At 48.8% G+C, this 24,861-nt stretch carries 17 protein-coding genes and 1 tRNA gene; 6 read left to right on the top strand and 12 right to left on the bottom strand.

All coding sequences use genetic code 11. The annotated features are described in order from the left end of the window. Positions 1-3 precede the first annotated feature (3 nt). The 4 genes from BWK47_RS10375 to era are packed head-to-tail and all read right to left on the bottom strand — an operon-like array spanning position 4 to position 8,253. Positions 4-888 carry an ABC transporter permease gene (locus tag BWK47_RS10375; protein ID WP_162328575.1) on the bottom strand — a complete coding sequence of 295 codons (885 nt, stop codon included), beginning with the start codon at positions 886-888 and terminating at the stop codon, positions 4-6. Beyond that, entirely contained in the window at positions 881-4,009 is a 3,129-nt protein-coding gene (locus BWK47_RS10370; protein ID WP_162328574.1) for an alpha-mannosidase, read from the bottom strand. The genes BWK47_RS10375 and BWK47_RS10370 overlap by 8 nt, the downstream gene beginning before the upstream one ends. Continuing rightward, on the bottom strand, positions 4,009-7,296 hold the full coding sequence (locus BWK47_RS10365; RefSeq protein WP_162328573.1) for a hybrid sensor histidine kinase/response regulator: 3,288 nt from the start codon (positions 7,294-7,296) through the stop codon (positions 4,009-4,011). The genes BWK47_RS10370 and BWK47_RS10365 overlap by 1 nt, the downstream gene beginning before the upstream one ends. A 9-nt stretch (positions 7,297-7,305) precedes the next feature. Further along, positions 7,306-8,253, bottom strand: a complete 948-nt coding sequence (era, locus tag BWK47_RS10360) for a GTPase Era (RefSeq protein WP_162329676.1) — start codon at positions 8,251-8,253, stop codon at positions 7,306-7,308. A gap of 458 nt (positions 8,254-8,711) precedes the next feature. Between era and BWK47_RS10355 the strand changes: the two genes are divergently transcribed. Beyond that, positions 8,712-9,749, top strand: coding sequence for an RNA polymerase sigma factor, RpoD/SigA family (locus BWK47_RS10355; protein WP_336234765.1), 1,038 nt, complete (start codon positions 8,712-8,714; stop codon positions 9,747-9,749). 40 nt (positions 9,750-9,789) lie between these two features. Here BWK47_RS10355 and BWK47_RS10350 read toward each other — a convergent pair whose 3' ends face one another. Then, positions 9,790-11,385 carry a photosystem II high light acclimation radical SAM protein gene (locus tag BWK47_RS10350; RefSeq protein ID WP_162329675.1) on the bottom strand — a complete coding sequence of 532 codons (1,596 nt, stop codon included), beginning with the start codon at positions 11,383-11,385 and terminating at the stop codon, positions 9,790-9,792. A 145-nt stretch (positions 11,386-11,530) separates the two neighbouring features. Here BWK47_RS10350 and BWK47_RS10345 point away from each other — a divergent pair, with 145 nt between their 5' ends. The 4 genes from BWK47_RS10345 to BWK47_RS10330 all read left to right on the top strand — a co-directional run bounded on the left by BWK47_RS10345 (position 11,531) and on the right by BWK47_RS10330 (position 14,383). Further along, positions 11,531-12,025, top strand: coding sequence for a DUF1830 domain-containing protein (locus tag BWK47_RS10345; RefSeq protein WP_010873248.1), 495 nt, complete (start codon positions 11,531-11,533; stop codon positions 12,023-12,025). A 203-nt stretch (positions 12,026-12,228) separates the two neighbouring features. Continuing rightward, entirely contained in the window at positions 12,229-13,662 is a 1,434-nt protein-coding gene (glgA, locus tag BWK47_RS10340; RefSeq protein WP_162328571.1) for a glycogen synthase GlgA, read from the top strand. A 158-nt stretch (positions 13,663-13,820) separates the two neighbouring features. Then, positions 13,821-13,892, top strand: a tRNA-Lys gene (locus BWK47_RS10335). A gap of 200 nt (positions 13,893-14,092) precedes the next feature. Further along, positions 14,093-14,383 carry a hypothetical protein gene (locus BWK47_RS10330; RefSeq protein ID WP_010873246.1) on the top strand — a complete coding sequence of 97 codons (291 nt, stop codon included), beginning with the start codon at positions 14,093-14,095 and terminating at the stop codon, positions 14,381-14,383. On the opposite strand, the gene lipB is transcribed toward BWK47_RS10330, so the two are convergent. Beyond that, positions 14,364-15,047 (bottom strand): lipoyl(octanoyl) transferase LipB, encoded by a 684-nt coding sequence (gene lipB / locus BWK47_RS10325; RefSeq protein ID WP_162328570.1) that lies wholly within the window; start codon positions 15,045-15,047, stop codon positions 14,364-14,366. The two genes, BWK47_RS10330 and lipB, sit on opposite strands and share 20 nt — an antisense overlap. A 446-nt stretch (positions 15,048-15,493) precedes the next feature. Between lipB and hpf the strand changes: the two genes are divergently transcribed. After that, entirely contained in the window at positions 15,494-16,069 is a 576-nt protein-coding gene (gene hpf, locus BWK47_RS10320; RefSeq protein ID WP_010873244.1) for a ribosome hibernation-promoting factor, HPF/YfiA family, read from the top strand. A 228-nt stretch (positions 16,070-16,297) separates the two neighbouring features. Here the strand turns inward: hpf and BWK47_RS17335 are convergent, their stop codons facing one another. The 6 genes from BWK47_RS17335 to BWK47_RS10290 all read right to left on the bottom strand — a co-directional run bounded on the left by BWK47_RS17335 (position 16,298) and on the right by BWK47_RS10290 (position 24,770). Beyond that, on the bottom strand, positions 16,298-18,445 hold the full coding sequence (locus tag BWK47_RS17335) for a peptidoglycan DD-metalloendopeptidase family protein (RefSeq protein WP_162328569.1): 2,148 nt from the start codon (positions 18,443-18,445) through the stop codon (positions 16,298-16,300). Between the two features lie 565 nt (positions 18,446-19,010). Next, on the bottom strand, positions 19,011-19,472 hold the full coding sequence (gene trmL / locus BWK47_RS10310; RefSeq protein ID WP_162328568.1) for a tRNA (uridine(34)/cytosine(34)/5-carboxymethylaminomethyluridine(34)-2'-O)-methyltransferase TrmL: 462 nt from the start codon (positions 19,470-19,472) through the stop codon (positions 19,011-19,013). 158 nt (positions 19,473-19,630) lie between these two features. Then, positions 19,631-20,800 carry a glutamate--cysteine ligase gene (gene gshA, locus BWK47_RS10305; RefSeq protein ID WP_162328567.1) on the bottom strand — a complete coding sequence of 390 codons (1,170 nt, stop codon included), beginning with the start codon at positions 20,798-20,800 and terminating at the stop codon, positions 19,631-19,633. A 109-nt stretch (positions 20,801-20,909) separates the two neighbouring features. Next, positions 20,910-21,671, bottom strand: a complete 762-nt coding sequence (locus BWK47_RS10300; RefSeq protein ID WP_162328566.1) for a YebC/PmpR family DNA-binding transcriptional regulator — start codon at positions 21,669-21,671, stop codon at positions 20,910-20,912. 38 nt (positions 21,672-21,709) lie between these two features. Next, the gene (locus BWK47_RS10295) at positions 21,710-22,183 is read right to left on the bottom strand and encodes an FHA domain-containing protein (protein WP_010873239.1); all 474 of its coding nucleotides are present in this window, start codon (positions 22,181-22,183) and stop codon (positions 21,710-21,712) included. A 244-nt stretch (positions 22,184-22,427) separates the two neighbouring features. Continuing rightward, positions 22,428-24,770: a heavy metal translocating P-type ATPase gene (locus BWK47_RS10290; protein WP_162328565.1), complete on the bottom strand. Its 2,343-nt coding sequence runs from the start codon at positions 24,768-24,770 to the stop codon at positions 22,428-22,430. Positions 24,771-24,861: the final 91 nt, after the last annotated feature.

Raw genomic sequence — 24,861 nt, 5'->3', positions numbered from 1 at the left:
TCATTAACTATTTTTTATGCCAATGCCGTCCCCCAAATAATTAACACTTAAAACGGTAATAAAAATAGCTAAGCCCGGAAAAACTGCCATCAATGGTGCCGTTTCCAAGTAATCCTTGGCAGTGTAAAGCATCTGGCCCCAGGTGGGCACATCGGGGGGAAATCCTAAGCCTAAAAAGCTCAAAGTTGATTCGGTAATAATGGCATTGCCCACGGCCAAACTAGCGGCCACAATGATTAAATTCAACACATTGGGTAACAAATGTCGCCAAATAATATGGTTAGAACCTGCCCCCATGGCGATCGCCGCTTTGACAAATTCCATTTCCCGTAGGCGCAAAATATTGCCCCGTACCAACCGAGCCACACTCATCCAATTGAGCAAACCAATCAGTAAAACCACCAAGATGAAAATACCTTTTTCGGGGGAAGTCGCCCTGGTGACCGGCTCCCGAAATAAATAGACCACCAGTAGCACTAAAGGTAATTGGGGCAGGGCTAAGAATAAGTCCGTAATCCGCATTAAAATCACGTCCCACCACCCCCCAAAATAACCGGCGATCGCCCCGATTAAGGTGCCTAAGGTGAGGGACACGGCCATGGCACTGAGGCCCACTGCTAGAGAAATCCGGCCACCAATAAGTAACCGAGCCAATTGATCCTGTCCTAAATCATTAGTTCCTAGGGGATTTTGCCAACTAGGGGGCACCGCTGTTTGGCTAAAATCAATTTGGTCAATGGGAACTCGATAAAAGATTGGACCAAAAACCACCGACAAAACAATTATGATCAGGGTGATTAGGCTCAAGGAAGCTAGTGGCCTTTGGAAAATTTTTCTTTGTAAGTTAATGGCCACACTTTGACCGGAAAGGGGAAAAGTTTTAGTCATGGGCTAAGCAGACGCTAACAATTTGCCAGGGATTAACATGGTTATTATTTTCCTCTGGTTGGGCTTCCTCCAACAAATTTAGCCTTGTTTTAACTCTATGGTCAAAAGCTGTGGTTACTTCTAATTGGGCTGATTCTCCTGACATTTCGTAACATCGCAATACCCATTGATCAGGATAATCTTCCCTTTGCTTCAGAGCCATTAAACAAAGATTATCGCTACCAAGATTTAACCAAGATTCTCCCGGGGATAATAATTTTTGACTTGATAAGGGGTTGAAATTTTCAGGAAAATAGGTCCGCAAAGGACGATGGATACCACAACCCACGGCTACCGTTTTTGCTGATCGCCAATTTCCTTGATGGGGATAAAAGTAATAACTAAATTTATGTTTACCTCGGTCAGCGCTTGGATCTGGCCACACACTACTACGCAGAAGAGTTAAGCGCATTAAATTATCTTTCACATCACAACCATATTTACAATTATTAAGCAAACTAACCCCATAATTTTCCGTTTGATCAGTTAAGGAAAACCAATGTTGGTGGGGTACTTCCCATTGGGCTTTTTCTATCTCAGTTTGGGGATTAGTTGGGCGATCGACCACAGCACAAGGAGCTTCCGTAGTAAAAAATTCACTTTGCAAAGCGATCGGAAAAGCTGCTTTCACCATCACGTGGGTTTCTTGCCAATCCACTTCAGTTTTAATTTCTAGTAATGGAGAATCTTTGGTTAAGCAATAGTCCTGGGTAAAAACCGATTGCTGAAATTTTTTGACCACCCTTAAGCGCCAATGCAGGGGACCTTGTTCCAGCCATTGGTAATTGATCAATTTTGCAGAAGACAAAGGATATTGCTCGTAATTGGGATCAATATTCCAGGCATCCCAATATTGCCCTTGGTCGCGGAAAAATTGTAGCTGATTGCCATGGCCATCCAAAACTTGGCGTTGGTTAGCTAAGTCATAAATGCTGGCTATTTCCCCATTATCCAAACTAATTTCAACTTTGAGTAAACCATTATTCAAAATAGGGTCTTGACTGAAAGATTCAAGTTGCTGACTGTTGGATAAAGGCTCTTTTGTTTTTAACCAATAGTACTTACAAGTCAAAGGTGGCGAGTCAACTAAAAATATTAGACTACCTTCCGCTGTAATTTGACTATTAACCAACGTTTTTGTTTGACCATCATAAACTTGATAATGCTTGCCTTCTTGAATGGGAATTTCCACAAGCTGACTTTGTGACCAATGGAGAGGATTAAAAACTAATAGTGGTGTCTCTCGTTCGGTTAAATCATGGTGATAACTAGGATAATTAATCTGATCACTGAGATGTTTTAGTGCTTGATTAATGATTTTATTAGTAGTTTGGTAAACTTCTTGCCAAGCTTGATTAGCAGTAACAAAAACCTCAGGAATAGAAGTCCCTGGCAAAATATCGTGGAACTGGTTTAGTAAAACTTTTTTCCAAGCTAGTTCTAGTTCTTCTTTGGGATAGCTATAGCCGCCTAACCAATTAGCAAAACTACTCCAAAGTTCTGCTTCGTAGAGTAAATGTTCACACTGGCGATTATAAAGTTTTTGGTCAGCATGAACAGTAAAACAGCCCCGATGCAATTCCAAATATAATTCCCTTTCCCAAATAGGAAAAGACTGATCTGATTGTAACTTCTGTTTAATGCCAGCTAAAAAATGTTCAGCCTTGGCTGTGTTAATAGTTGGGAAAAATTCCGAATTTTGCCACCGTTCCTTCATCTGCCACATATCCCGACTGGGGCCACCGCCATGGTCTCCTACCCCCGGCAACCAAAGACATTCCTTAAGTCTGGTTTGCTCTTGCCAACGATTAGCATAATTAGCCATAGGTAAGGGTTGATTATCCATTACTCCAGCTAGGTTAGGGGGAGACATTACTGTGAAAATTTCTGTCCCATCCGGCGATCGCCAGTGGAAAGCCCCATGGGGAAAGGAATTAGTATCGTTCCAGTGGAGTTTCCCGGTAACAAAATAATCGATCCCACTTTGATGAAAAATTTGGGGCAACTGACCACAAAAACCAAAACTATCGGGAAGCCAAGCAACTTTGCTAATTTGACCAAACTTTGCTTCAAAATACCTCTGGCCATAAAGAAATTGACGGGCTAAGGATTCACCGCTAATAATATTTACTTCTGGTTCAACCCACATGCCTCCTAAAAGTTCCCAGTTTCCCTTTTTAATTGCTACTTGAATTTGCTCAAATAATGCCGGTCGATGCTCTTCAATCCATTGGTATAAAACCGGACTGGTGTGGCCAAACACTAAATCAGCAAACTCTGTTTGTAAATTAATGACTGATTGAAAAGTTCTTTCTCCTACTTCCCAAGTCTCCTCCAACGGCCATAACCAAGCCATATCTAGATGGGCATGCCCTAGTAAATTTATTTGTTGTTGTTTTAGTCCTTCAGTTAACGGTAGTAACCGCTGGCGAAGTTGCAGTAATGATTGATTAAATTGTTCTTGATCTGAATTTTCATTCCAAGTAATTGCTTCTAAAGTGTTACTTAATTGAGCTAGTCTTTCTGATTCAAATTGAGCTAAATATAAGCTTAGAACTTCAATTTCGTCAGCAATAAAACCCGGATCTAGGTCAGGATATTCCCGCTCAAAAATTAATTGGGACTGCATCAATCCACCAATGTCATGGCCGGGACTAGTTAACTTTAAAGCTACAGTAAATGTTTGGCCAATTTGGGAGTTATCAGTTAACAAAACTCTAGCTTTAGAATCAAATAAATCCCCAACTTGAACTAACTCGCCATTAACAAAAATTTGAGCATCCTTGGCCCACCAAGTTAAAGCTAACCGCAATGTCAAACCATCTAAAGGATAGTCCGCCAAAGCTTTAGGCACGGTAAAAGTTTGGGCAAACCATTGGTTTTTTTCGCCTTTTTCCCAAATTAAATAACCCTTCTCGTTAACTTTACCCAATGGATAAGTTTGCCAATCAGCAATCTCCCAAGGCGCACCAGGTAAGCAATACCAATGGCTTTGACAATTTTGCTGACATAAACGCCTTAGTTGTTCCAGCACCAGGGCGATACTAATTTCCGGCAGTAAGGGACTCAACGATTCTGTCATTACTCGTCTGCACTTAGGGCGGCCAAATCCAGCAACACCTCTCCCCTTATCAACCTTTGACTGGCTTCCAATAAAGTTTCCTCAATGTAGGGCTTCACAAAGTATCCCTTGGCGCCTTTTTCTGCTGCCATGCGCTGCATTTTTTGTGCTCCCCGCGAGGTAATCATGGCCACCGGAATACGGGAAAGGTTGGGATCTTCTTGAATGCGCTCCAATAATTCCAGACCGTTCATGCGGGGCATTTCAATGTCACAGAGAATCAAATCACAGGGTAAGCCAGACTTGAGTTTTTCCCAGGCATCTTGGCCATCCCGAGCAGTTTCTGTATGGTAATCGGCTTTTTTAAAGGTCATAGAAAGCATTTCCCGCACCATTACCGAGTCATCAATAATCAACACCGTCGAACGTAGGGTGCCTGGATTACTTCTCACAATGGTGGGAGCTTCTTCGGAGAAGTTGCCTCGGGCTTTTTTGAAGCGAGAAAGAATGGAATTAGTTTTGCGGGTACTGCCGGGGAGTAACACCTCCCCATTCAACATCCGGTTAGCCGCGTCCAAAATGTCTTTTTCTGTATAGGGCTTGGTGAAATAGCCCGTTGCCCCCAGCTTGGCCGCCACTTTACGATGGCGATCGGCTCCCCTGGAAGTGAGTAAGGCCACTGGAATGGAAGATAGTTCTTCGTCTGCTTGCAGTTCCGATAACAATTCCAAGCCATTTTTGCGGGGCATTTCAATGTCACAGAAGACCAAGTCACAGGGCAGACCAGACTTGAGTTGATCCCAGGCTTCCTGTCCATCCCTAGCCTGTTCTACCCGGAAACCAGCTTTTTTGAAACTGAGGGAGAGCAATTCCCGCACCGTGATGGAGTCGTCCACAATTAGCACAGTGGGGTCCATGTGGACTTCATTGACCGTGGGGGTCAGGGTTTTGCGCCATAGTCCACCACTGCTGTCAGTGCGGAGACGACCCTGGGCAATTTCGATCAGTTCCAAAACATCGGCAATGGGCATGATGCTGCCATCCCCTCGCACGGTAGCCCCGGCAATGCCTGGAGGTTTGGGAATGGGCCCTTCAATTTGCTTGATAACAATTTCTTCTTCCCCTAATACCTGGTCTATCTGGAGGGCTAACAGGTTACCAGAACTCCCCCGGGCAATGATGACCCGCACCACATCTTCCTCTTGCTTGCCCCCATACACATTACCCCGGCTTAATTGCCGGTTATAGTTGAGCAAATCTTTGAGGGGATAGAGCGGTAAAAGCAGGGCTTCCTTGCCGTATTTAACGCACTTTTGACCATCCTCATCGGTAACAATGTCTTTGGGCAAATAGTCCCTGGTATCTTCCACCCCGTCCATGGGAAAGGCGATGCGAGCCCGATCGCTCAGGCAACAAAGGGCTTTGCAAATGCTCAGGGTGAGGGGCAAACGAATGGTAAAAGTGGTGCCCTTGCCCACAGTGGATTCAATGTTGATGGCTCCGCGAATATCAATCAGACTGGTGCGTACCACGTCAAGACCTACTCCCCTACCGGCAAAGTCGTCCGCTGTGTCCTTGGTGCTAAAACCAGCATGGAACAGGAGGTCATAAACCTCTGATTGGGATAGGCTCTGGGCCTCCATACGGCTAATGAGCCCCTTTTCCACTGCTTTTTGTTTAACCATTTCCGTGTTGATCCCTGCTCCATCATCGGAGACGGTGATCAGGGTTTGGTTGCCCTGGAGAAAGGCCCGCACTGCTAGATGCCCTTCGGGGGATTTGCCTAATTTTTGTCGTTCTGCTGGGGTTTCAATACCGTGGGTGATGGCATTGTTAACCAAATGGGTCATGGGATTGTAGAGGTGCTCCAAAATCATTTTGTCGATGAGCACGTCGCCCCCTTCCACCTCTAGGTTGACTTTTTTATTCAACTTCATGGACACTTCCCGGATGGCCCGTGGCAGGCGATCGGCGGTTTGGGTAAAGGGCACCATGCGAGATTTGGTCATTCCCTCCTGTAACTGCGTAGTCACCTGCCGGAGGGTTCGGGCCACCTGATCTGTCTCGTCCACCAAGTACTGAATATCCGACGCAGATTCCCGCACCCGCACAATTAACTCGATCATCTCCTGGGAAAGCAGGTGAAATCCGGTAAATCGATCCATTTCCAGCGCATCCAAAGGCTGGTCATTCATGGTCGAGGAACTAGAGGCCGTGATCCTGGCATCGGGGTAGGTGGTTTTCGAGGAGTGGTGACGGCTGTTGGTGCTGCGGCTGGCTAAAAGGGCCCCTTCCAACAAAGTTCTTTCGTATAAATCCTGCATCCGCCCCCCCACATCGCTGAGGTTTTGGGCTTGGTTGAGCAGATTATCCAAAAACTGTCGTAAACGCTCCTGATCCTGTTCAAGGCGATTCCGTTTGACCACTAGCTCCCCGATCAGGTTACTGAGGTTGTCAAGTTGTTTGATGGGCACCCGCATAGTTTGCTCAAAACTACGGGATTTAACCTGCCTAGGTCGAGCGGGCAGCCGAGCCCCTCCCATGCCGGCTATGCCCCCCCCCAGACTGCTATCTGCTTGCTCTAATAATGCTTCTAAGTCTTTGAATTCATCCTCATCTTCCTCCATAGCCACCGGTAAACGAAAAGGATGGCTGATGGTGGCAAAAGATTTTGGGGCTGGGGTATCGATTAAAGTCTCTAGTTCGGCAAAGGAAAATTCTTCGTCCAGGACAGGGGCATTAATCAATCCGTCTAAGTCATCGATCGCCGCAAAAAGCAGGACCTCATTTGTCCATGGAGTTACCCGATCAGCCCCAGCAAAGGAGTGCAAACCAGGGCTGGTAATGGCGGGCTCGACGTCCCCTACTCCTAGTAAATCCTGCAATTCGGCTAGGTCATTGTCATCTAGGCCACCAGCGGTCTGGTAAGCGGGGGCATTGGTCTCAGGAATGGAAGCCAGGGGATCAGCTTCCATCATCTGGTCAATTTCTAGCCAACTGGAGCTTTCAAAGGGATCGATCGCCGTTGTGGGGGCGTCCTCATCGGTAAAGAGAGCGTCTAGTTCCGCTTCCGGGGAATTAAAATCTAGGGTCATGCGGACCGGCGGATCTTCCTCTCCAGAGGACGGCGAGCCAAACCCTTCACCCTGGATGACGGTGGGTTCTCCCTCAAATAAATCGCCAAAATCCAGTTCTTCAATCCCACTGTTAGTCTCCTCACCGGCAATGAGGGAAGTAAAGGCGTCATCCCCCTCTTCCTCCTCAAACCAATTTTCAAATGCCTGGGCTGGATTGGGATCGCTAGTCATTGCTTCTTGCTACTCTTCCACACGGTATCCAAATTCTAACAACTGCTGGCGAGACTGCCGCCATTTTGGTTCAACTTTCACAAATAGTTTTAAATAAACATCCCCGGAAATTAATTTTTGAATTTGTTGCCGGGCCGCAGTGCCGATCGCCTGAAGCATACTACCTTTTTGGCCGATGATAATGCCCTTTTGGGAACCCCTTTCCACTGTGATGGCGGCAAAAACATTGGTGCGTTCGGGTGTTTCTTCCACCTTCTCAATGGCGATCGCCACGGAGTGAGGCACCTCCTGGCGGGTGAGCAACAAAATCTGCTCCCGAATTAACTCGGCCATAATGAACCGTTCCGGCTGGTCGGTGACCAAATCCGGCGGATAGTAATAGGGGCCAGGATCCAGTCTTGCCTCCAAGGCACTCTGAAAATTGCTTAAACCTTCCCCCGTCAAAGCAGAAAATTTAAAGCACGGCCAACCATAGTTTTCTGTCAGGGTTTCATAGCTAGCGTTAAGTTCTTCCCGCTGGTCTGGGGGCTGTTGGTCCTGTTTATTGAGTCCTACCAACACCGGCCCGTCAGTTTTTTGCAGCAAATCCACCACAAACTGGTCTCCCCGTCCCAAAGTTGCACTGCTGTCCACCAGAAAAACGACTAGATCGACGCTATGGATAGCTTGGATCGCATTTTTTACCAGCACCCTTCCCAACTCATGGTGGGGTTTGTGGATACCAGGGGTATCGAGCAAAATTGTCTGACTGCTGGGGGTGGTGATAATGCCCTGTAAGCGGTTGCGAGTGGTTTGGGCTACGGGGGAAGTGATGGCAATTTTTTGTCCCACCAATTGGTTCATCAAAGTTGATTTACCCACATTGGGACGGCCGACAATGGCCACAAAGCCGGAACGAAAACCCGCAGGAGCCTGGGGAATAGTTGCAATGGTTGCGGTGGTGTTGGGAATATCCATTAAAAAAATCAAGCCTAAAAATTCCTTAGTTTATGGAGGGTCAAGCTGAAAAACTTTAAAAACCTAACTGATTTAATCAACCAGAGGAAAAAGTCAAGGAGGTAAACTATCCGCCTGGAAAACGGCTTGCCAGCTTGACAAAAAAATTGTTGGGTTAACCCCACTGTGCCATTCGGTAATCCTTCATCTTGGCCCTTGTGGAATCCCTTAATGATTCGTCATCATGGTGATATTGATTTTTTGGGTATCTTTTTAGCTATGCGGCTGTAGGAGCGTGGTATTGGTTTCGGCGGTAACGCCCCGGCTTAGAACCACAAAAATTATTATTTATTCCCGAACCTTGTCACCATTTGCGGCGTCTAAAGACCCACTCGTTAGGACACGGTGTAAAAAAATTGACGACTGCACTACCCTATTCTTCACCATCAATGACTTAGTCTAAGACATTTTTGGGAAAGATGGTAACAGTGACAGTTATTCTGTTGCTCTTCATTAAGGAGTCATTCCGAATGCCCACCGCCAATCTCTCCTCCCCTACCTCCCCCCCCACTTTCACCGCCGATATGGTGAGGTCCTATCTCCATGAAATTGGTCGGGTACCCCTGTTAACCCATGAGCAAGAAATTATTCTGGGTAAACAAGTCCAACAAATGATGGCCCTGCTGAAGCACAAGAAAACCCTGGCTGACAAATTAGGTCGCGAGCCCTCCAACCTGGAATGGGCGGAAGCGGCCGATGTGTCGGTGACGAAATTACAACGCTATCTGGGCCAAGGGGAACGGGCCAAACGGAAAATGATTGAAGCTAACCTCCGGTTGGTGGTGGCGATCGCCAAGAAATATCAGAAGCGCAATATGGAGTTTTTGGATTTGATCCAAGAAGGTAGCCTGGGTTTAGAACGGGGGGTGGAAAAATTCGACCCCACCAAGGGTTATAAATTCTCCACCTATGCCTACTGGTGGATTCGCCAAGCCATCACCCGGGCGATCGCCCAACAGGGCCGGACTATCCGTTTGCCCATTCATATCACTGAAAAGTTAAACAAAATCAAAAAAACCCAACGGGAACTTTCCCAACAATTGGGCCGCAGTGCCACCCCCGCCGAAGTAGCCAAGGCCCTGGAAATTGACCCTAGTCAAATTCGCGAGTACCTCAGTCTGTCGCGCCAACCCATCTCCCTTGATGTGCGGGTGGGGGATAATCAGGACACAGAATTGTCCGAACTCTTGGAGGACGAAGGGGTTTCCCCCGATGCTTACATCACCCAGGAGTCCATGCGTCAAGACCTGCAAAATTTACTGGCGGAATTAACGCCCCAGCAACAGGCAGTGCTGACCATGCGTTTCGGTCTTAACGATGGCCAGGAGCTATCTTTGGCTAAAATCGGCCAGCATCTCAACATCAGCCGGGAAAGGGTCCGCCAATTAGAAAACCAAGCCCTTGCGCAACTGAAGCGTCGGCGGGCTAATATGGCAGAGTATATTATCGCCAGTTAGTTGCCCAACTACGGTGCCACTCGGCCAGCATCTGGCCAAGCTAAATAGGACTGAGTTTTTTTCCCTCTGCCATGGTAGGGGGAAATTTTTTTTTGTCGGGCAGGGGGGAGTGGAGGGCTGCTTCGAGATCAGCTTTGCCTAGCCGTTGCTCGAGAATATTCATCACTTCTCGACCGAAATCATTGGGATTTTGTTGCCAAGCCTGGAGGCAAACTTCGCCGAAAAATGAGCCAAGGGGTTCGGGATTCCAGAGTAATTTTTTGGCGGTCCAGGGCATCATGCTCATGGGGTCATAGCCTGGTTTGAGTATTTCTTTGTCCAGGGCATAGGTTTCCAGATGGGTGTGGGGTTGGAGCCCAATAAAAAAGATGGCTGGTTCTACTTTGTCTGCCCCAAAAATAGCTTCTAATTCCCGATGGTAGGCAATGGTTTGGCGGATGGTGTCTAGGGTTTCATCAATAACATTGAAGGAGTAATTAACGGAAACCAAATCATTAAAGCCTGCTCCTTTTAGATCCCGACAATTCTGTAACACGGTGCGGAGATTGTAACCCATGCGCATTTTGCGTACCAATTCCTGGGAACCACTGGTGATACCAATTTCAAAGTAGTTCATCCCTGTTTGTACCATCAGTTCACACAACCGAGGGGTTAAGTTATCAGCTCGGATATAGGCAGCCCAATGGATATCCTCCATGCCCGACGCGGCGATCGCCTCCAGCAATTCCACCACATCATCTATAAAAACCCTAGCCGGGATAAATTGAGCATCGGTGAACCAAAAATTGCGAATGCCCCGGTCATAAAGTTGCCGCATTTCCTTCACTACTTCGGCGGCGGGATTAATTCTGACCTGTTTCCCTTCCACTACGGTGTAAACGCAGTAACAGCAATTGTGGGGACAACCCCGCTTAGTTTGTACCCCTAGGTAAAAATCATCCTCCTGGAGGTAATAGTCAAAGGCCGGCCAAATTTGCTCGATGTAGTCATAATCACAGGCAGTTTTTACCATGGGGGAGGGCTGTTCATGGATTAACCGGGGCCGGGGCTGACTGCGGCCGACTATGTAACACCGTTCGTCTTCAATGGTTTGCCCCCGTAGATATTTTTCCAGTAGCGTTTCTCCTTCCCCCACCGACACAATGGTGCCCGCTGGCAACTTGGTTTTTAGCTGTTCGTAAAAAACACTAACTGCTCCGCCCCCGACAATGATTTGGGGATCACTGCAATAACGCTTTGCCCTCCGCAATCCCCGGTTTATTAGTGCTAAATTGCGCCATAATTCGCCGTAATAGGCACTGGTAACTTTCAATCCGCCTAAGGCTCCCCTCAGCTTCACCAAGGGATTTTTTCCGTAGTAAAACTCAAACGCGTTCTGCAGGGGATTACCACCCCTACCCCCCACCGGAGCATAAATTTGGATGTCCCGCCAGGAAAAAACCAAAATTGTCGGCTGAAATTCATCAATGCATTCATCAAGGGCCCGGTTGAAATCCAGGGGAGGAATGGTGCCTAAATCGAAAATCCGCTGGGCGATCGCCGGAAAACATTTATGGACATGGTCTGCCAAATAAACCACCCCAATGGGGAAAATTGGGTTACAGGGGAGACGAACGTACAACAGGCGATCGGTCATGGCGTTGGGGCACTGGTAGGGTGAGATCAGCAACGGGAGGGACTACCCCCACTTACTCACAATTGTAATATATCTTAACGATTGCTCGGAGCCGCTACCCTCAGAATTCTGACCGTTCTAGCCCCAAGTAATCACCAACGCCAAAGTGCAATGCCTCGGAAAAATTTTCTTGAGTCCAGGGACAAAGCCAGAGTCAAAAAATTTGATTGTAATTATCTTTACAGCGGATCGGGATCAGCGGGTGTTAGCTTTGTCCAGAATAGTTAAAAGACCTTTTTTTAATAAAAATCCCATGCCTGCCATGTCCCAAATTCTTGATCCCATTCCCAACAACCAGCCATCAGCCTTATTCTGTTGCTATGTCAATGCCACCAATCAAATCCAAGTGGCCCGCATTACCAATGTCCCTAATTGGTATTTTGAAAGAGTTGTGTTCCCTGGTCAACGGTTAGTATTTGAGGCAGTGCCCAGCGCTCAGTTAGAAATTCATACTGGCATGATGGCCAGCTCGATTATTTCGGACACCATTCCCTGCGAACAACTGAGTATTGATCCCGACGGATTAGCAGCGGGCGGTTTCATCTCTCCAGAAAAAGAACACGAGTCCGAGGATATGACTTCCCAATCCTTAGTGGCTTAGCAATGAATTAATGAATTGGAATACTTAGGCCGTGCCACCGGCCGGCAATGGATAGTCTACGGACAAAGCACTAAGAAAAAGGTATGGGGATGGAAACAAGAAACTGTTAATTACTCTCTCCGATGGGTAACCACCACCGTCATATAATTGAGCGGAAAGTATGGCAACCAGGCCCCGAACTCAATTAGTGGAATAACGACGGTATGAAGATTTTATTTGTGGCGGCGGAAGTATCCCCCCTAGCAAAGGTAGGTGGCATGGGGGATGTGGTGGGTTCCCTGCCTAAAGTTCTGCATCAGTTGGGCCATGATGTCCGTGTCTTCATGCCCTATTACGGTTTCATCGGCGACAAAATTGATGTGCCCAAGGAGCCGGTCTGGAAAGGGGAAGCCATGTTCCAGCAGTTTGCTGTTTACCAATCCTATCTACCGGATACTAAAATTCCCCTCTACTTGTTTGGTCATCCAGCTTTCGACTCCCGCAGGATCTATGGCGGAGATGACGAGGCCTGGCGGTTCACTTTTTTTTCTAACGGGGCAGCGGAATTTGCCTGGAACCATTGGAAGCCGGAAATTATCCATTGCCATGATTGGCACACTGGCATGATCCCCGTTTGGATGCATCAGTCCCCAGACATTGCCACCGTTTTCACCATCCATAATCTTGCCTACCAAGGGCCCTGGCGGGGCTTGCTTGAAACTATGACCTGGTGTCCTTGGTACATGCAGGGAGACAATGTGATGGCGGCGGCGATTCAATTTGCCAATCGGGTGACTACCGTTTCTCCCACCTACGCCCAACAGATCCAAACCCCGGCCTATGGGGAAAAGCTGGAAGGGTTATTGTCCTACCTGAGTGGTAATTTAGTCGGTATTCTCAACGGTATTGATACGGAGATTTACAACCCGGCGGAAGACCGCTTTATCAGCAATGTTTTCGATGCGGACAGTTTGGAAAAGCGGGTGAAAAATAAAATTGCCATCCAGGAGGAAACGGGGCTAGAAATTAATCGTAATGCCATGGTGGTGGGCATAGTAGCTCGCTTGGTGGAACAAAAAGGGATTGATTTGGTGATTCAGATCCTTGACCGCTTCATGTCCTACACCGATTCCCAGTTAATTATCCTCGGCACTGGCGATCGCCATTACGAAACCCAACTTTGGCAGATGGCTTCCCGATTTCCTGGGCGGATGGCGGTGCAATTACTCCACAACGATGCCCTTTCCCGTCGAGTCTATGCCGGGGCGGATGTGTTTTTAATGCCTTCTCGCTTTGAGCCCTGTGGGCTGAGTCAATTGATGGCCATGCGTTATGGCTGTATCCCCATTGTGCGGCGGACAGGGGGTTTGGTGGATACGGTATCCTTCTACGATCCTATCAATGAAGCCGGCACCGGCTATTGCTTTGACCGTTATGAACCCCTGGATTGCTTTACGGCCATGGTGCGGGCCTGGGAGGGTTTCCGCTTCAAGGCAGATTGGCAAAAATTACAGCAACGGGCCATGCGGGCAGACTTTAGTTGGTACCGTTCCGCCGGGGAATATATCAAAGTTTATAAGGGCGTGGTGGGGAAACCGGAGGAATTAAGCCCCATGGAAGAGGAAAAAATCGCTGAGTTAACTGCTTCCTATCGCTAACAATCTCCCGGCAGTGAAGTAAAATCCTGAACCCTAATCCCGCTCCACTGCCGACCCCAATTCTCCTTGCCTAGGCAAATTTGAAAATTTTTGTGCCCAATGCTTGTGATGAAGCAAAAGCTATGTTAACGTTATAAATCGTGCCAATGAAGCACAACGGGTCGCTAGCTCAGCGGTAGAGCACTCGGCTTTTAACCGATTGGTCTTGGGTTCGAATCCCAGGCGACCCATTTTTTCCAAAACTACAAACATGTTACCAAAAGCTCCCTAATGGTGGTCTTGATCGCTCACCCTTAGAATTTTGCTTTTGCCAAGCCCTTCCTCCTCGGTTACTGCCAGCTTAACCATCCCGTTCACAGCCGAGAGAAATTACAAATAAAGGCTATATTGTAGTTGAGCTTCCCCCAGAGGGTTTTGGAACCATTTAGGAATGAATTTTTACTGGCCCCGTTTTGTCAAAGTTTTTTATCGCCGTGAGCCGATTTCCAGCTTCATTCTAATTGTGGCGGCGGTGGATATGGTCATGGGTGGAGTAGATGGTAAATGGAGTTTATTTTCCCTGGGCTTAATGGTGGCCATGTTAGGGGTGGGCATACGCTGGTGGCAGTCGGAAAAAACTAAGGCGATCGCCGTGAAACAATCTCCCCGCCGTTATTTGCCCCCCAGTGGTAGTACCCAGCGACAACCTCTGCCCATGTTAACTAAGCAACATCGTCGCTAAGCCAGCAGGGCATTTCTCCAGTGGTGATCCAGGTAACCGGAAATACTTCGGCAAAGGCTTGAATAACTAGAGGTTGAACCATCTCCACAGTGAGACCAGGCAAGAACTGGTTTAGGCTTCCTACAGGCTGATCGCCGATGCCACAGGGCACAATGTGACTAAATCCCTCTAGGTCAGGACAAATATTCAAAGCAAAACCATGGCACGTAACCCAGCCACTAACCTTAATGGCGATCGCCGCTACCTTATGACCTTCCAGCCAAACCCCCGTTAAACCAGCAATGCGTTCCCCCTGTAGGTCCAATTTCCCCAGGGTGATGATCAGCACCTCTTCCAGTTGTCGTAAATACCAGTGCAGATCCTTCTGGAAATGGTTTAAATCCAAGATCGGATAGCCTACCAATTGCCCCGGACAATGGTAAGTGACTTCCCCACCCCGTTCCGTGCGCCACAATTCTGCCGGGGGGTGTGCCGGGTCGAACTTCAGATATTTGGTTTGGGAGCCAGTGCCCAGGGTATAGACCGGGGGATGCTCCAACAACATTAGTCCGTCCTCCCGTTGGCGATCGCGCTGTTTGGCTCTGACCCATCGCCGCTGATATTGCCAAGCTTGGCAGTAGGGCACAAGTCCCAACGATAATAAACGACAGGAAGGATTGGCCATGGCGCTACAAAGGAAACGGAATCAAACTAAAGTTCAAAGTTGGGAGAAATTAAGAAACGTAAAGAGATGCAAAGGAAAGTCAAAATCACCTGACCGATTAGGTCTTATTCAATACATAGTGCTAATCTGAAGATAGTCTTAGGAGTTAATTATTTACCACCACAATTTTCTGGAAAACTTTACCTCTACCCTAGGGATGGTTAAAAGTAAACTAGAGAATAACAAAGTTGGGTTTATAATTCATCACCAAGCTCAAATTTATGGTGTTTTTTCAATGATCCATGCTTTTGATATCTTTAGCAGAAAGGCATTTTAAGTAATGATTCCACCTCACTGTTTCTCGGAAAAATTGCCCAATCTAACTTAGTTTTTATAACTTAAGTTTAGATCTGCAGAAAACCAACCATTGCTCATTTTTTATTAATTTTACGAAGGGAGAATTCAGTATGAAACTGTTAATTCAGGGCAATAATATCACAGTTACTGAAGCGATTCATGATTACGTGGAAGAAAAAGTCGAAAGAGCAGTTAAACACTTTCAAAATCTGACCACCAAAGTTGATGTTCACCTTTCCGTAGCCCGCAATGCCCGTATTACCAATAAGCATAAAGCGGAAGTTACGGTCTATGCTAACGGTACCGTTATCCGGGCCCAGGAAGGCAGTGAAAATCTTTACGCCAGCATCGACCTAGTTGCCGACAAAATTGCCCGTCAGTTGCGGAAATATAAAGAACGCATCCAAGATAAGCAACATGGCAATGTCAAAACAAGCGAAATTGTCGAAGACAAGCCAGTGGAAGAAAATCTCATCGGCGATCGGGCTCCCGAGCTACCTTCGGAGGTATTGCGGATGAAATATTTTGCTATGCCCCCCATGGCCATTGAAGACGCTCTGGAACAGCTACAGTTAGTGGATCATGACTTTTATATGTTCCGTAACAAGGACACAGATGAAATCAACGTCATCTACATTCGTAACCATGGCGGCTATGGCGTTATTCAACCCCACCAAGCCAGCTAGTTAATTACTGAAGTGAAGTCTAATCTAACCTAGCGTCATAACCTCAAGATAAAGCAAGGATGGGTCCTAAGGATCCATCTTTTTTGTTGCCAAAAACTTTATTCCATCGCCCCCTCAAACAAAAGCCCCCAGGCTTTCATGCTGTAAGTAACAGCAAAGCTAACCCAGGGGAATAAACACACTTAAGAGGTACGATTACGATGCAGTAGTATGGCGACGCAATAGAATCTAGCGACTACGGGGCAACAGGGCCACTGGATTAACGGCATTAGTCCCGCCTACCCGAATTTCAAAGTGGAGGTGGGGCCCAGTACTGCGCCCAGTACTTCCCATTTCAGCAATTTGTTGACCTTGTTCAACGTATTCTCCCCGACGCACCAACAAGCGATTGTTATGGGCATAGTAGGTAACACTGCCATCACCATGGCGAATTTTGACCAAATTACCAAAACCGCCGGAGTTCCAACCAGAAAACACCACCTCCCCGGAAGCCGCTGCCATAATGGGAGTACCAATGGGAGCAGCAATGTCAATGCCTCGGTGCATGCGACCCCAACGGGGACCAAAACCAGAAGTGAAGACTCCCTTAGCAGGCCAGATGTAACCGTTAAACTGACCCGGGCTACGGGGAAAGTCGGGGGTACTCAAGCCCGGCAGCTCAGGGCTAACTTCTTGGATGACAGGGATTTGAATGGTGTCGTTGTAGCCCTGGACAGGACTGGGGGCCGCCCCGATGATTTGGGACTGGCCGACGGAGGTGGAAAACTGACTTCTTTGTGCCTGGGGAGAATATTGCCGTTGCAACTGGGCTAGATCCTGCCGGGGCTGGTTGAACTTGGCCGGTAGGGCTTGGGGGGAACGGGCTTGCCAATCAGGAACTGGTTCGTTATTAACTTGGCGGTCAACGGTCAGGGCACTTCGAGGTACCATAGGAGTCCCGACCGGTTGAGTTTGATTGAGTTGGGTTACCTCTGCCCTTAGTTGAGTCTGGTACTGGGCCTCGGGTTCTGCCTGGGCCCTGGCTACGATTGTTGAGGCCGTTGGCTGGGTAGAAACAAAGCTGGGCAAGCTGGGGGTGGTGGGTTCCGGCACTGCCGCCACAGTGTTGGGAGGAGGAATCACTAAAATCTGCTCTGCCTTAATCTCGTCAGGATTACTCAAACCATTGGCTTGTTGGATTTTCTCCGGCTGAATGTCATGGCTGCGGGCAATCTGACTGAGGGTGTCCCCTGGCTTCACTTGGTAGGATATTTGTTCGGCACTAGCGGGAGCAACATTGGAGGGAGAGGGCAAGGCCGCAACGGTCGGGCTGGTTTCCAGGACTACTGGAGCACTGGGTAATGGGGATCTGGTAATAATCTCCGGTTCAGTTTCGGGAGGGATAACGGCGATCGCCACGGGCTGGTCAAGATTTAATGCAGTTTCCACTGGTTGGACCGGCTGGGCCATGCCATTCTGACGGAGATTATCTAAGGAAATATCCTCTCCGGAAGCCAAAGACTCATCTTGTCGTTGAGCTCTCGTGGGCGCTGGGGCCACAGCAGGGAGAGCCGGTACGGGCAAAGACTGGGGATTGGCTGGGCTGGAGCTGGGCTGAACTTCAATGGCAGTGAACTCTTCCGGGGCCACTACGGCAATGGGAATGGGGCGATCGCCATGGGCGGCGGCAGCCACCTCTACGGGGCTGGGCAGGGAAGCTTTTGTATCGAGCTTGATGCCTGCATCTTCAGCAGTACTTTTAATTCTTTGGGAAGTTAACTTCTCTTCCAACGGTTCAACGACGGTGCCCTGCATTGGGCGACTCACATCGGCAACTAAAGTTTGGGCTTTGGGCTTAATGGCAATGGTATTAGCGGTGCTGGAAGACTGACCGGGAGCTAAGGATGAAGAGACAACCAGGGAATCAGTCTGCTCCAGGGGAGCCAGGGGCGGGATGGTGGCGGCGGGGACTTGGTCTTGAACTGCTTTTGCAGAAGAACTAGGTCTGGGAATATTCAGTACTTGTCCCGCTTGTAGTGCCGTATCAGTGCTGATGCTGTTGGCCAGGGCAATGGCCTTGGCGTCCACTTGAAAAGCTTGGCTAATTTGCCAAAGGGACTCTCCTTCTTTGACTTGATGCTTCAGGGAAGGGGAAGCCAGCATCGGCTCAGTGGAGGAGCCATGGGATTGGTCTAGGGATAAATTACTCACCGCAACCAAGGGGGAGTTGCCAGAACTGGTGGCGGCGGTGGCGGTTTGGGAAAACAACATACCCGTTGCTCCCATGGAAACGGCTAAACCCACCATTGCAGCAGAGCGGCGAACCCGACGGTATCCTTCGCCCAGGGGCACAGTACCCTCCTGTTTAGTGCTTCCATCATAGGAATTAATCTCCATAGGCGGAGATGGACACGAGGGAAAAAATGTCGCCGGTTGATTGAGTACGTCTTTCAAGAAGAACCTCCTTGTGTGTGAATGAGCCTAAAACCTAGAACTAGATTGTTAGACCGCCCCAGTCATTTCAGGTTTAATGGGAGATTAAATTCCACGACTGAATCTGACTGAGCCAATATACCTAATGAAGAATGAAGACTGCTAAGAAAGATTAACCTGCTTTCAATGATTCGACAAGCTGGTGGAAATTCCCGCTTTTACAGAGTTGTGAAAAATAGTAACGAATTTAGATCAGTGGTTAACTGACCCCCTAGACGTAGCCCTCCGGTTTTTGTTTCTGGCAAATTTCCTTGCCCTGCCAAGCTTTTTCCCTGGCTGCTTTGTCCTCTTTTCTGAAAAAAAATCCCCTGGCGATCGCCGAGAATCATCAGTCCTAAGTTTATTTTTAATCAGAAATTTTAATTGAATCGACCCCTTGGCTAATTCGCTCCGGCCATCACAATTTCTTATCAGTTCACTCGTTCGATTTTGTCCTTCTTGCCCAACTCGATGGGAGTGACGGGGTTTCCTAGCCAAGACTGCGTAACTGTCGTCGGGCCTCAAACAGAGCAATGGCGGCGCTGGAGGCCAAATTCAAGCTCCTTACCTCGGAGTGGGGCATGGGAATGCAAAGTAACTGGGTAGATAAATCCCGCATCATCTGGGGTAAACCATCTGTTTCACTGCCCATCATCAGCCAATCCGTGGCTTGGTAAGTGTAGTCCCAGAAATTAACCGTGCCAGTGACACTAAAACCGAGCAGGTTACCCCCTTGACCACGCCAATGGGTAATAAATTCTTCACAACTGTTGTGGTAATGGAGGTCAACATAGGGCCAATAGTCTAATCCCGCCCGTTTGAGATAACGATCACCCAATTCAAAACCTAGGGGGCCGACCAGATGCAATTCTATCCCAGTGGCGGCACAAGTCCGGGCGATATTACCAGTATTAGGGGGGATTTGGGGATTGACTAGGACTAATTTGACCATAAAGACTATTTTTGAACAATTTAATTGATGTTTACCGCAAAAATGGGCAAAAATATTTTGTCATGCCGGTGATGGAGATCACAAACTATCGATAACCAACAGTTATTAAACTGTCCCCTCGGCAAAAGTTTATGATTTTTTATCGGCTACTGAAGCCATCACACCAAACTTAGTATTTCATCCCGGGCTTTGCTCAGGGGTAAGCAGAGGTCCTGGGCCAGGATGGCTTCCTCCATCTCCGTTTGCAGAATCGCTTCCTGGACAATGGTTTGGGGCGTTTTCCCCTGTTCATATTGGGCGAGCCATTGTTGGGCCTGGTTGCCTTCCCGCAAAATTTTTCGCAATGGTGGCAAAAAGCAAGCAAAGCCCTGGTATTTAGCTTCCGGCTGTACTGACTGGTATAACTCCTCAATCCATTCCCTGGCGGCGATCGCCCGACCATTCCGCCAATGGTGCAGGGTGCTGTCCAGGCTACTAACGGCGGCGGAGATTTCATTTTGATCCGCTAGGGCTAGCAATTCCGAGGGGGTAAGTTGACTTTGTTGGAGGGGATCCAGGGTGGGATCGGCCAGCATTTGTTGTAACCGGGCTTCCAGTAGGGCCACGATCGCCAGGAGGGAGAGGGGGTTAGTGACCAAATCGCAGATCCGTAATTCCAAACGGTTCAGGTTATGGGGTCGATTATCGCCGTTGGGACGCACCGCTGACCAAAGATGGCGGACATTTTGCATAGTGCCCAAGGTCAATTGCTCCTCTGTCCATTGCACAAAATGGCCATGGCTTGTAAACAGGGGCACCTCCTGGGGAGTTTTGGGGAACATCTGCCAACGGCTGGAATGGTAGCCTGTTACCTGGCCATTCAGAAAAGGGGAAGATGCACTGAGGGCAAGATACAACGGCGCTTCCATCCTCACTAAACGACAGGCCCGGATCAACTCCTCCACATCAGGAATACCTATATTGATGTGAATGCTGGCGGTGACCACCTGGGTACCGTAGGTTTGTTCGATGTAGGTATGGTAAGGATTTTGGGGATCAGAACGGTAAAAGGTATCCGTCCCCCCCAGGGCCAAGCAACTGCCCGGTATTAATGTGTAGTCTTCCCCTAGTTGACTGAGGTAATGGCGTAATTGACGACGGGGCTGAAGAATTCCACACAACAGGCGATCGTAACTATTTAGCGGAGGTGTAGTGTATTCCACGTTGCGGCTGTCCGGCTCCCGCACAAAGCCACTCAAATCCCGCACAATGCGATCGGAAAGCCCCACAATCTCCCCGGTTTTCTTGCCGGTATAGATTTCGACTTCTAACCCTTTAGTCAATTGCACTGCACTCGCCTCTTTAAAAATTAGTTGGGGGAAAGACCACCAGGAAACAGTGGATAGGGGAGAAAGCTGAAAAATAGATCAACATTCCGCTTCCCCAGTATCTCACCGCCTACCCCGCCAGGGCTAACAACTCTTCCGTTAACTCAAAGTTGCTGGTGACCGATTGCACATCGTCCAAGGACTCCAATGTGTCGATCATTTGCATAAGGGCCTTGGCTTGGTCTGGCTCGGTAATTTCAATGGTATTTTCCGGCAACCAACGCAGTTCCGTCTCTGCAATGGTGAAGCCGTGGTCCTGTAACACTTGGTTGAGGTTTTCCAGTTGATTCACTGCACTGAAAACTTTTACCCCACCCCCATCTTCCTCGTCCAGCCATTCGTAGCTTTCCCCTTCCCCTTCCAGCAAGGCTTCCAGTAACTTTTCTTCCTCCAGTTCCCCTACTAAGCGAATTACCCCTTTTTGGCTAAACATCCAACTGACACAACCGGTTTCCCCCAAATTTCCACCTTTTTTGCTAAATGCCGCCCGTAGATCTGCCGCCGTGCGGTTGCGGTTATCGGTGAGGGCTTCAATTAACACTGCTACTCCCCCTGGGCCATAGCCTTCGTAGCGCATTTCCTCGTAATTACTTTCCCCATCCTCATAGGTGCCTGCCCCCTTGGCGATCGCCCGGTCGATGCTGTCATTGGGAACCCCTGCAGCCCTGGCTTTTTCGATGGCTGTCCGCAGTTGGAAGTTGCCCGCCGGATCGGGAATGCCCTGGCGAGCGGCCACAATAATGGCCCGGGAAAGTTGGGTGGTGGTTTTACCCTTCTGGGCATCCACCCGTGCTTTTTGTCGTTTAATACTCTGCCATTTACGGCCGCCCATTGGTTATTACCGTCTAACAAACACACCAATAACAATAATTATTCCATTTCTGGGGGAGAGGAAGAAACAGAGGTGGGAATTTCCTCCTCATCGTCAATCATGCCAGGGTCAATGAGGGTGATATCAAATTGTTCGTTGCCCGGCATAGTACCAAATTGGTCCCGGCGGCGGTACTCGTAGCGCACAGACACCTGGGGGCCCATGACAATTTCGTCTCCGGTTTGGATGATATGCTCTTGCACTTTTTTGCCATTAATCATCAGTCCATTGACACTACTCTGTCCATCTTCATCGCCGTCAATAATTCGGTAAGCGGCTTGTACATCGTCGGAGGATTTACGCACCAGCACCGCATGGATACGGGAAACAAATTGGGATTTGATACGGATATCAGCCCTCGGCGATCGCCCGATGGTGTAGAAGGTTTCAGTGAGTAAAACTTCTCGACGGCCAGCGTCATCTAAGATGATCAAAATGTGCTCTTGCAGGGGTTTTGCCGAGGGATCAGACATGGCCGGGGGAGAAAAAAAAGCGGATGGTAACGGACAAATAGACTGGACGAAATTTAGTTCCCAATCGATCCAATGGGCAAACGATCAAAAATTTACCCTCATCAATCTTAACCAAACTAACCAAGCAATCCTTAAATCAGGGGCTAAATTGACGGTAAATCAACCTAATTCCGCCTAAAAAATGCCTCCAGCTTCGCCAGAGATTTAAATAGCGTAGGTAGTTCACTTCTTTGCCCGCCGAACCTTAACCGGGATCTTGACCAAGGGAACGGGAAAATTGATACCGCAAAGCTAGGGCATTCAACACCACCACAATGGAACTACTGGCCATCATAGCGGCGGCGATCGCCGGAGTCAGCACAATGGCAAAACTAGGCAAGAATGCCCCAGCGGCCAGGGGAATGGCAAGGAGATTGTAGCCCAAAGCCCAGAGGAGATTTTGCTTGATTTTAGCCACTGTGCTACGACTTAGGGTCAAAGCTTTGAGCACATCGGAAAGATGGGAGCGCATTAACACCACATCGGCTGTTTCCATGGCCACCGCTGTCGCCCCGGAGAGGGAAATGCCTACATCGGCCTGGGCCAGGGCTGGAGCATCATTAATGCCGTCCCCTACCATCGCTATCACTGATACAGGGTTAAACCCTTGCATTGCCTTGATTTTGGCCACCTTGGCCTGGGGGGTCATCTGGGCTTGAAATTCCTCAATACCTACTTCCATGGCGATCGCCTGGGCAATGGCAGGATGGTCGCCGGTTAACAGCAGGGGAGTAATGCCCAATTGTTTCAGTTGGGCAATGGTGGCCTTGGCTTCGGGGCGCAGGGTATCCTGGAGGGCTAAAAATCCCTGTAATTGTTGATTGCAAGCGACAAAAATGACCGTTTTCCCTTGCCGAGATAGTTGATCTGCCTCTATCTGCCATTGGTCATCCCACCGTACCCCCTGTTCCATGAGCCATTGTTGATTACCCACCAACAGGCGATCGCCTTGGTACCAACCCTGAACCCCTTGCCCCGCTTCCGTTTCGATATTTTCCACTGGCAATAGTTCCAGACCCTGGGCACTGGAGATTAAGCCTTGGGCGAGGGGATGGCGAGTTCCCTGTTCCACAGAAGCCGCTAGGGTTAATAATTCAATCCCAGTAATATCAGCCACTGGCACCGCATCGGTTAACTGCAAATTACCCTGGGTGAGGGTGCCCGTTTTGTCGAAGGCCATCACCGTGGTGCGTTGAAGAATTTCGAGAATGTTACCCCCTTTGATCAGAATGCCCTGTTCTGCTCCCAAACTGGTGCCCACCAAAATCGCTGTGGGGGTTGCTAAACCTAAGGCACAGGGACAGGCCACCACCAAGACGGAAACACTCAATTTGAGAGCTAGCAAAAGGGGAGAAAGTCCGGTATCCGCCACCATTTCGGGAAATAAGGACTGCCCCACCATGGCCCAGAAGCCTAACGTTACCAAGGCGATCGCCATCACCCCATAGGCAAACCAGCCCGCCACCTGATCTGCTAATCGTTGCATGGGGGCCTTTTGGGTTTGGGCCATTTCCACCAGTTGGATAATGCGAGCCAAAGTGGTTTCCGCCCCAATATGGGTAGCGGCAATAGTAATGGCTCCGGACTGATTCCAAGCTCCCGCAATGACGGCATCATCAACATTTTTCACCACCGGCAGGGATTCACCAGTTAACAAGGACTCGTCCACTAGGGTTTTTCCCGCCACCAGAATGCCATCCACCGGGATTTTTTCCCCGGGCAACACCTGTACCCATTCCCCCACTCGCACCTGTTCCACAGGAATTTCAATGCCAGTTTCCCCTTGGTCCTCTCCCCGCCCCACTAGCCGAGCTAGGGATGGTTGCAAAGCCAATAATTCTGTCAACGCAGATTTTGCTTTTTGCCTTGCTTTACTCTCCAGGGTTCTGCCCAGTAGTAACACCCCCAACAACATCACCGGCTCATCAAAAAAGCATTCCCAACCCAGCCCAGGCCAAGCCCAGGCAATGCAACTGGTGAGGTACGCACTGCCAGTCCCCAAAGCCACCAGAGTGTTCATGTTGGCATGGCCAAATCTCAAACCCCGCCAACCATCAAGAAAAATTTCCCGCCCCGGTATGGCGATCGCCAGGGTTGCCAAGCTCCAATGAAATATGGGGTGATGGAAAAAGGGAATCATGGGGCCACCAAAATGGCTTAGATGCCCCAACCCCGATAGGAGCAGTAACACCAGGGCAATGGTCAAACCCCAGTTAACGTTTTCCCTTGTCTCTTTTTCCCCTATCGTCGCAGGGATAGCGCCATGGCCATGACGAATCTGACTGGGAAATCCCCGCTGACTCAAATGCTCGGCGATCGCCTGGGGTTGAATCTTTTCCGGTTCATAACGCACCACCGCCACCGCTGTCACCAAATTGACGCAACTGTCTTTCACCCCCGCTAATTGTCCCAATTGCCTTTCCACCGCCGCCACACAACCGGCACATTTCATGCCCCCCACATCGAGGGTCAAGCTAGCAGTACGATTTTGCCCATTTTCGTCTTTGTTAGTCAGGGTTGATGCAGGGGTCGGAGAAAGTTGAACCATGGTGGGGTTAATAAAGTAAACAGGGCATCAGTCCAAATGACATGGAGACGGCTTTTTCCACATTACCAACTGGTTTTGTTATCCTGTCCAG

Origin of the sequence: Synechocystis sp. CACIAM 05, assembly GCF_010222815.1 — a bacterium.
In the GTDB taxonomy this organism is placed as follows: Bacteria; Cyanobacteriota; Cyanobacteriia; order Cyanobacteriales; family Microcystaceae; genus Synechocystis.
The sequence above is the reverse complement of the archived record's forward strand: the minus strand, read 5'-3'. Positions and strand labels throughout refer to the sequence as shown.

What these genes read in the sequence shown, in the direction of transcription:
- BWK47_RS10375 (WP_162328575.1), bottom strand. Translation starts at nt 888, where the DNA reads ATGACTAAAACTTTTCCCCTTTCCGGTCAAAGTGTGGCCATTAACTTA.
- BWK47_RS10370 (WP_162328574.1), bottom strand. Translation starts at nt 4,009, where the DNA reads ATGACAGAATCGTTGAGTCCCTTACTGCCGGAAATTAGTATCGCCCTG.
- BWK47_RS10365 (WP_162328573.1), bottom strand. Translation starts at nt 7,296, where the DNA reads ATGACTAGCGATCCCAATCCAGCCCAGGCATTTGAAAATTGGTTTGAG.
- era (WP_162329676.1), bottom strand. Translation starts at nt 8,253, where the DNA reads ATGGATATTCCCAACACCACCGCAACCATTGCAACTATTCCCCAGGCT.
- BWK47_RS10355 (WP_336234765.1), top strand. Translation starts at nt 8,712, where the DNA reads ATGGTAACAGTGACAGTTATTCTGTTGCTCTTCATTAAGGAGTCATTC.
- BWK47_RS10350 (WP_162329675.1), bottom strand. Translation starts at nt 11,385, where the DNA reads ATGACCGATCGCCTGTTGTACGTTCGTCTCCCCTGTAACCCAATTTTC.
- glgA (WP_162328571.1), top strand. Translation starts at nt 12,229, where the DNA reads ATGAAGATTTTATTTGTGGCGGCGGAAGTATCCCCCCTAGCAAAGGTA.
- BWK47_RS10330 (WP_010873246.1), top strand. Translation starts at nt 14,093, where the DNA reads ATGAATTTTTACTGGCCCCGTTTTGTCAAAGTTTTTTATCGCCGTGAG.
- lipB (WP_162328570.1), bottom strand. Translation starts at nt 15,047, where the DNA reads ATGGCCAATCCTTCCTGTCGTTTATTATCGTTGGGACTTGTGCCCTAC.
- hpf (WP_010873244.1), top strand. Translation starts at nt 15,494, where the DNA reads ATGAAACTGTTAATTCAGGGCAATAATATCACAGTTACTGAAGCGATT.
- BWK47_RS17335 (WP_162328569.1), bottom strand. Translation starts at nt 18,445, where the DNA reads ATGGAGATTAATTCCTATGATGGAAGCACTAAACAGGAGGGTACTGTG.
- trmL (WP_162328568.1), bottom strand. Translation starts at nt 19,472, where the DNA reads ATGGTCAAATTAGTCCTAGTCAATCCCCAAATCCCCCCTAATACTGGT.
- BWK47_RS10300 (WP_162328566.1), bottom strand. Translation starts at nt 21,671, where the DNA reads ATGGGCGGCCGTAAATGGCAGAGTATTAAACGACAAAAAGCACGGGTG.
- BWK47_RS10295 (WP_010873239.1), bottom strand. Translation starts at nt 22,183, where the DNA reads ATGTCTGATCCCTCGGCAAAACCCCTGCAAGAGCACATTTTGATCATC.
- BWK47_RS10290 (WP_162328565.1), bottom strand. Translation starts at nt 24,770, where the DNA reads ATGGTTCAACTTTCTCCGACCCCTGCATCAACCCTGACTAACAAAGAC.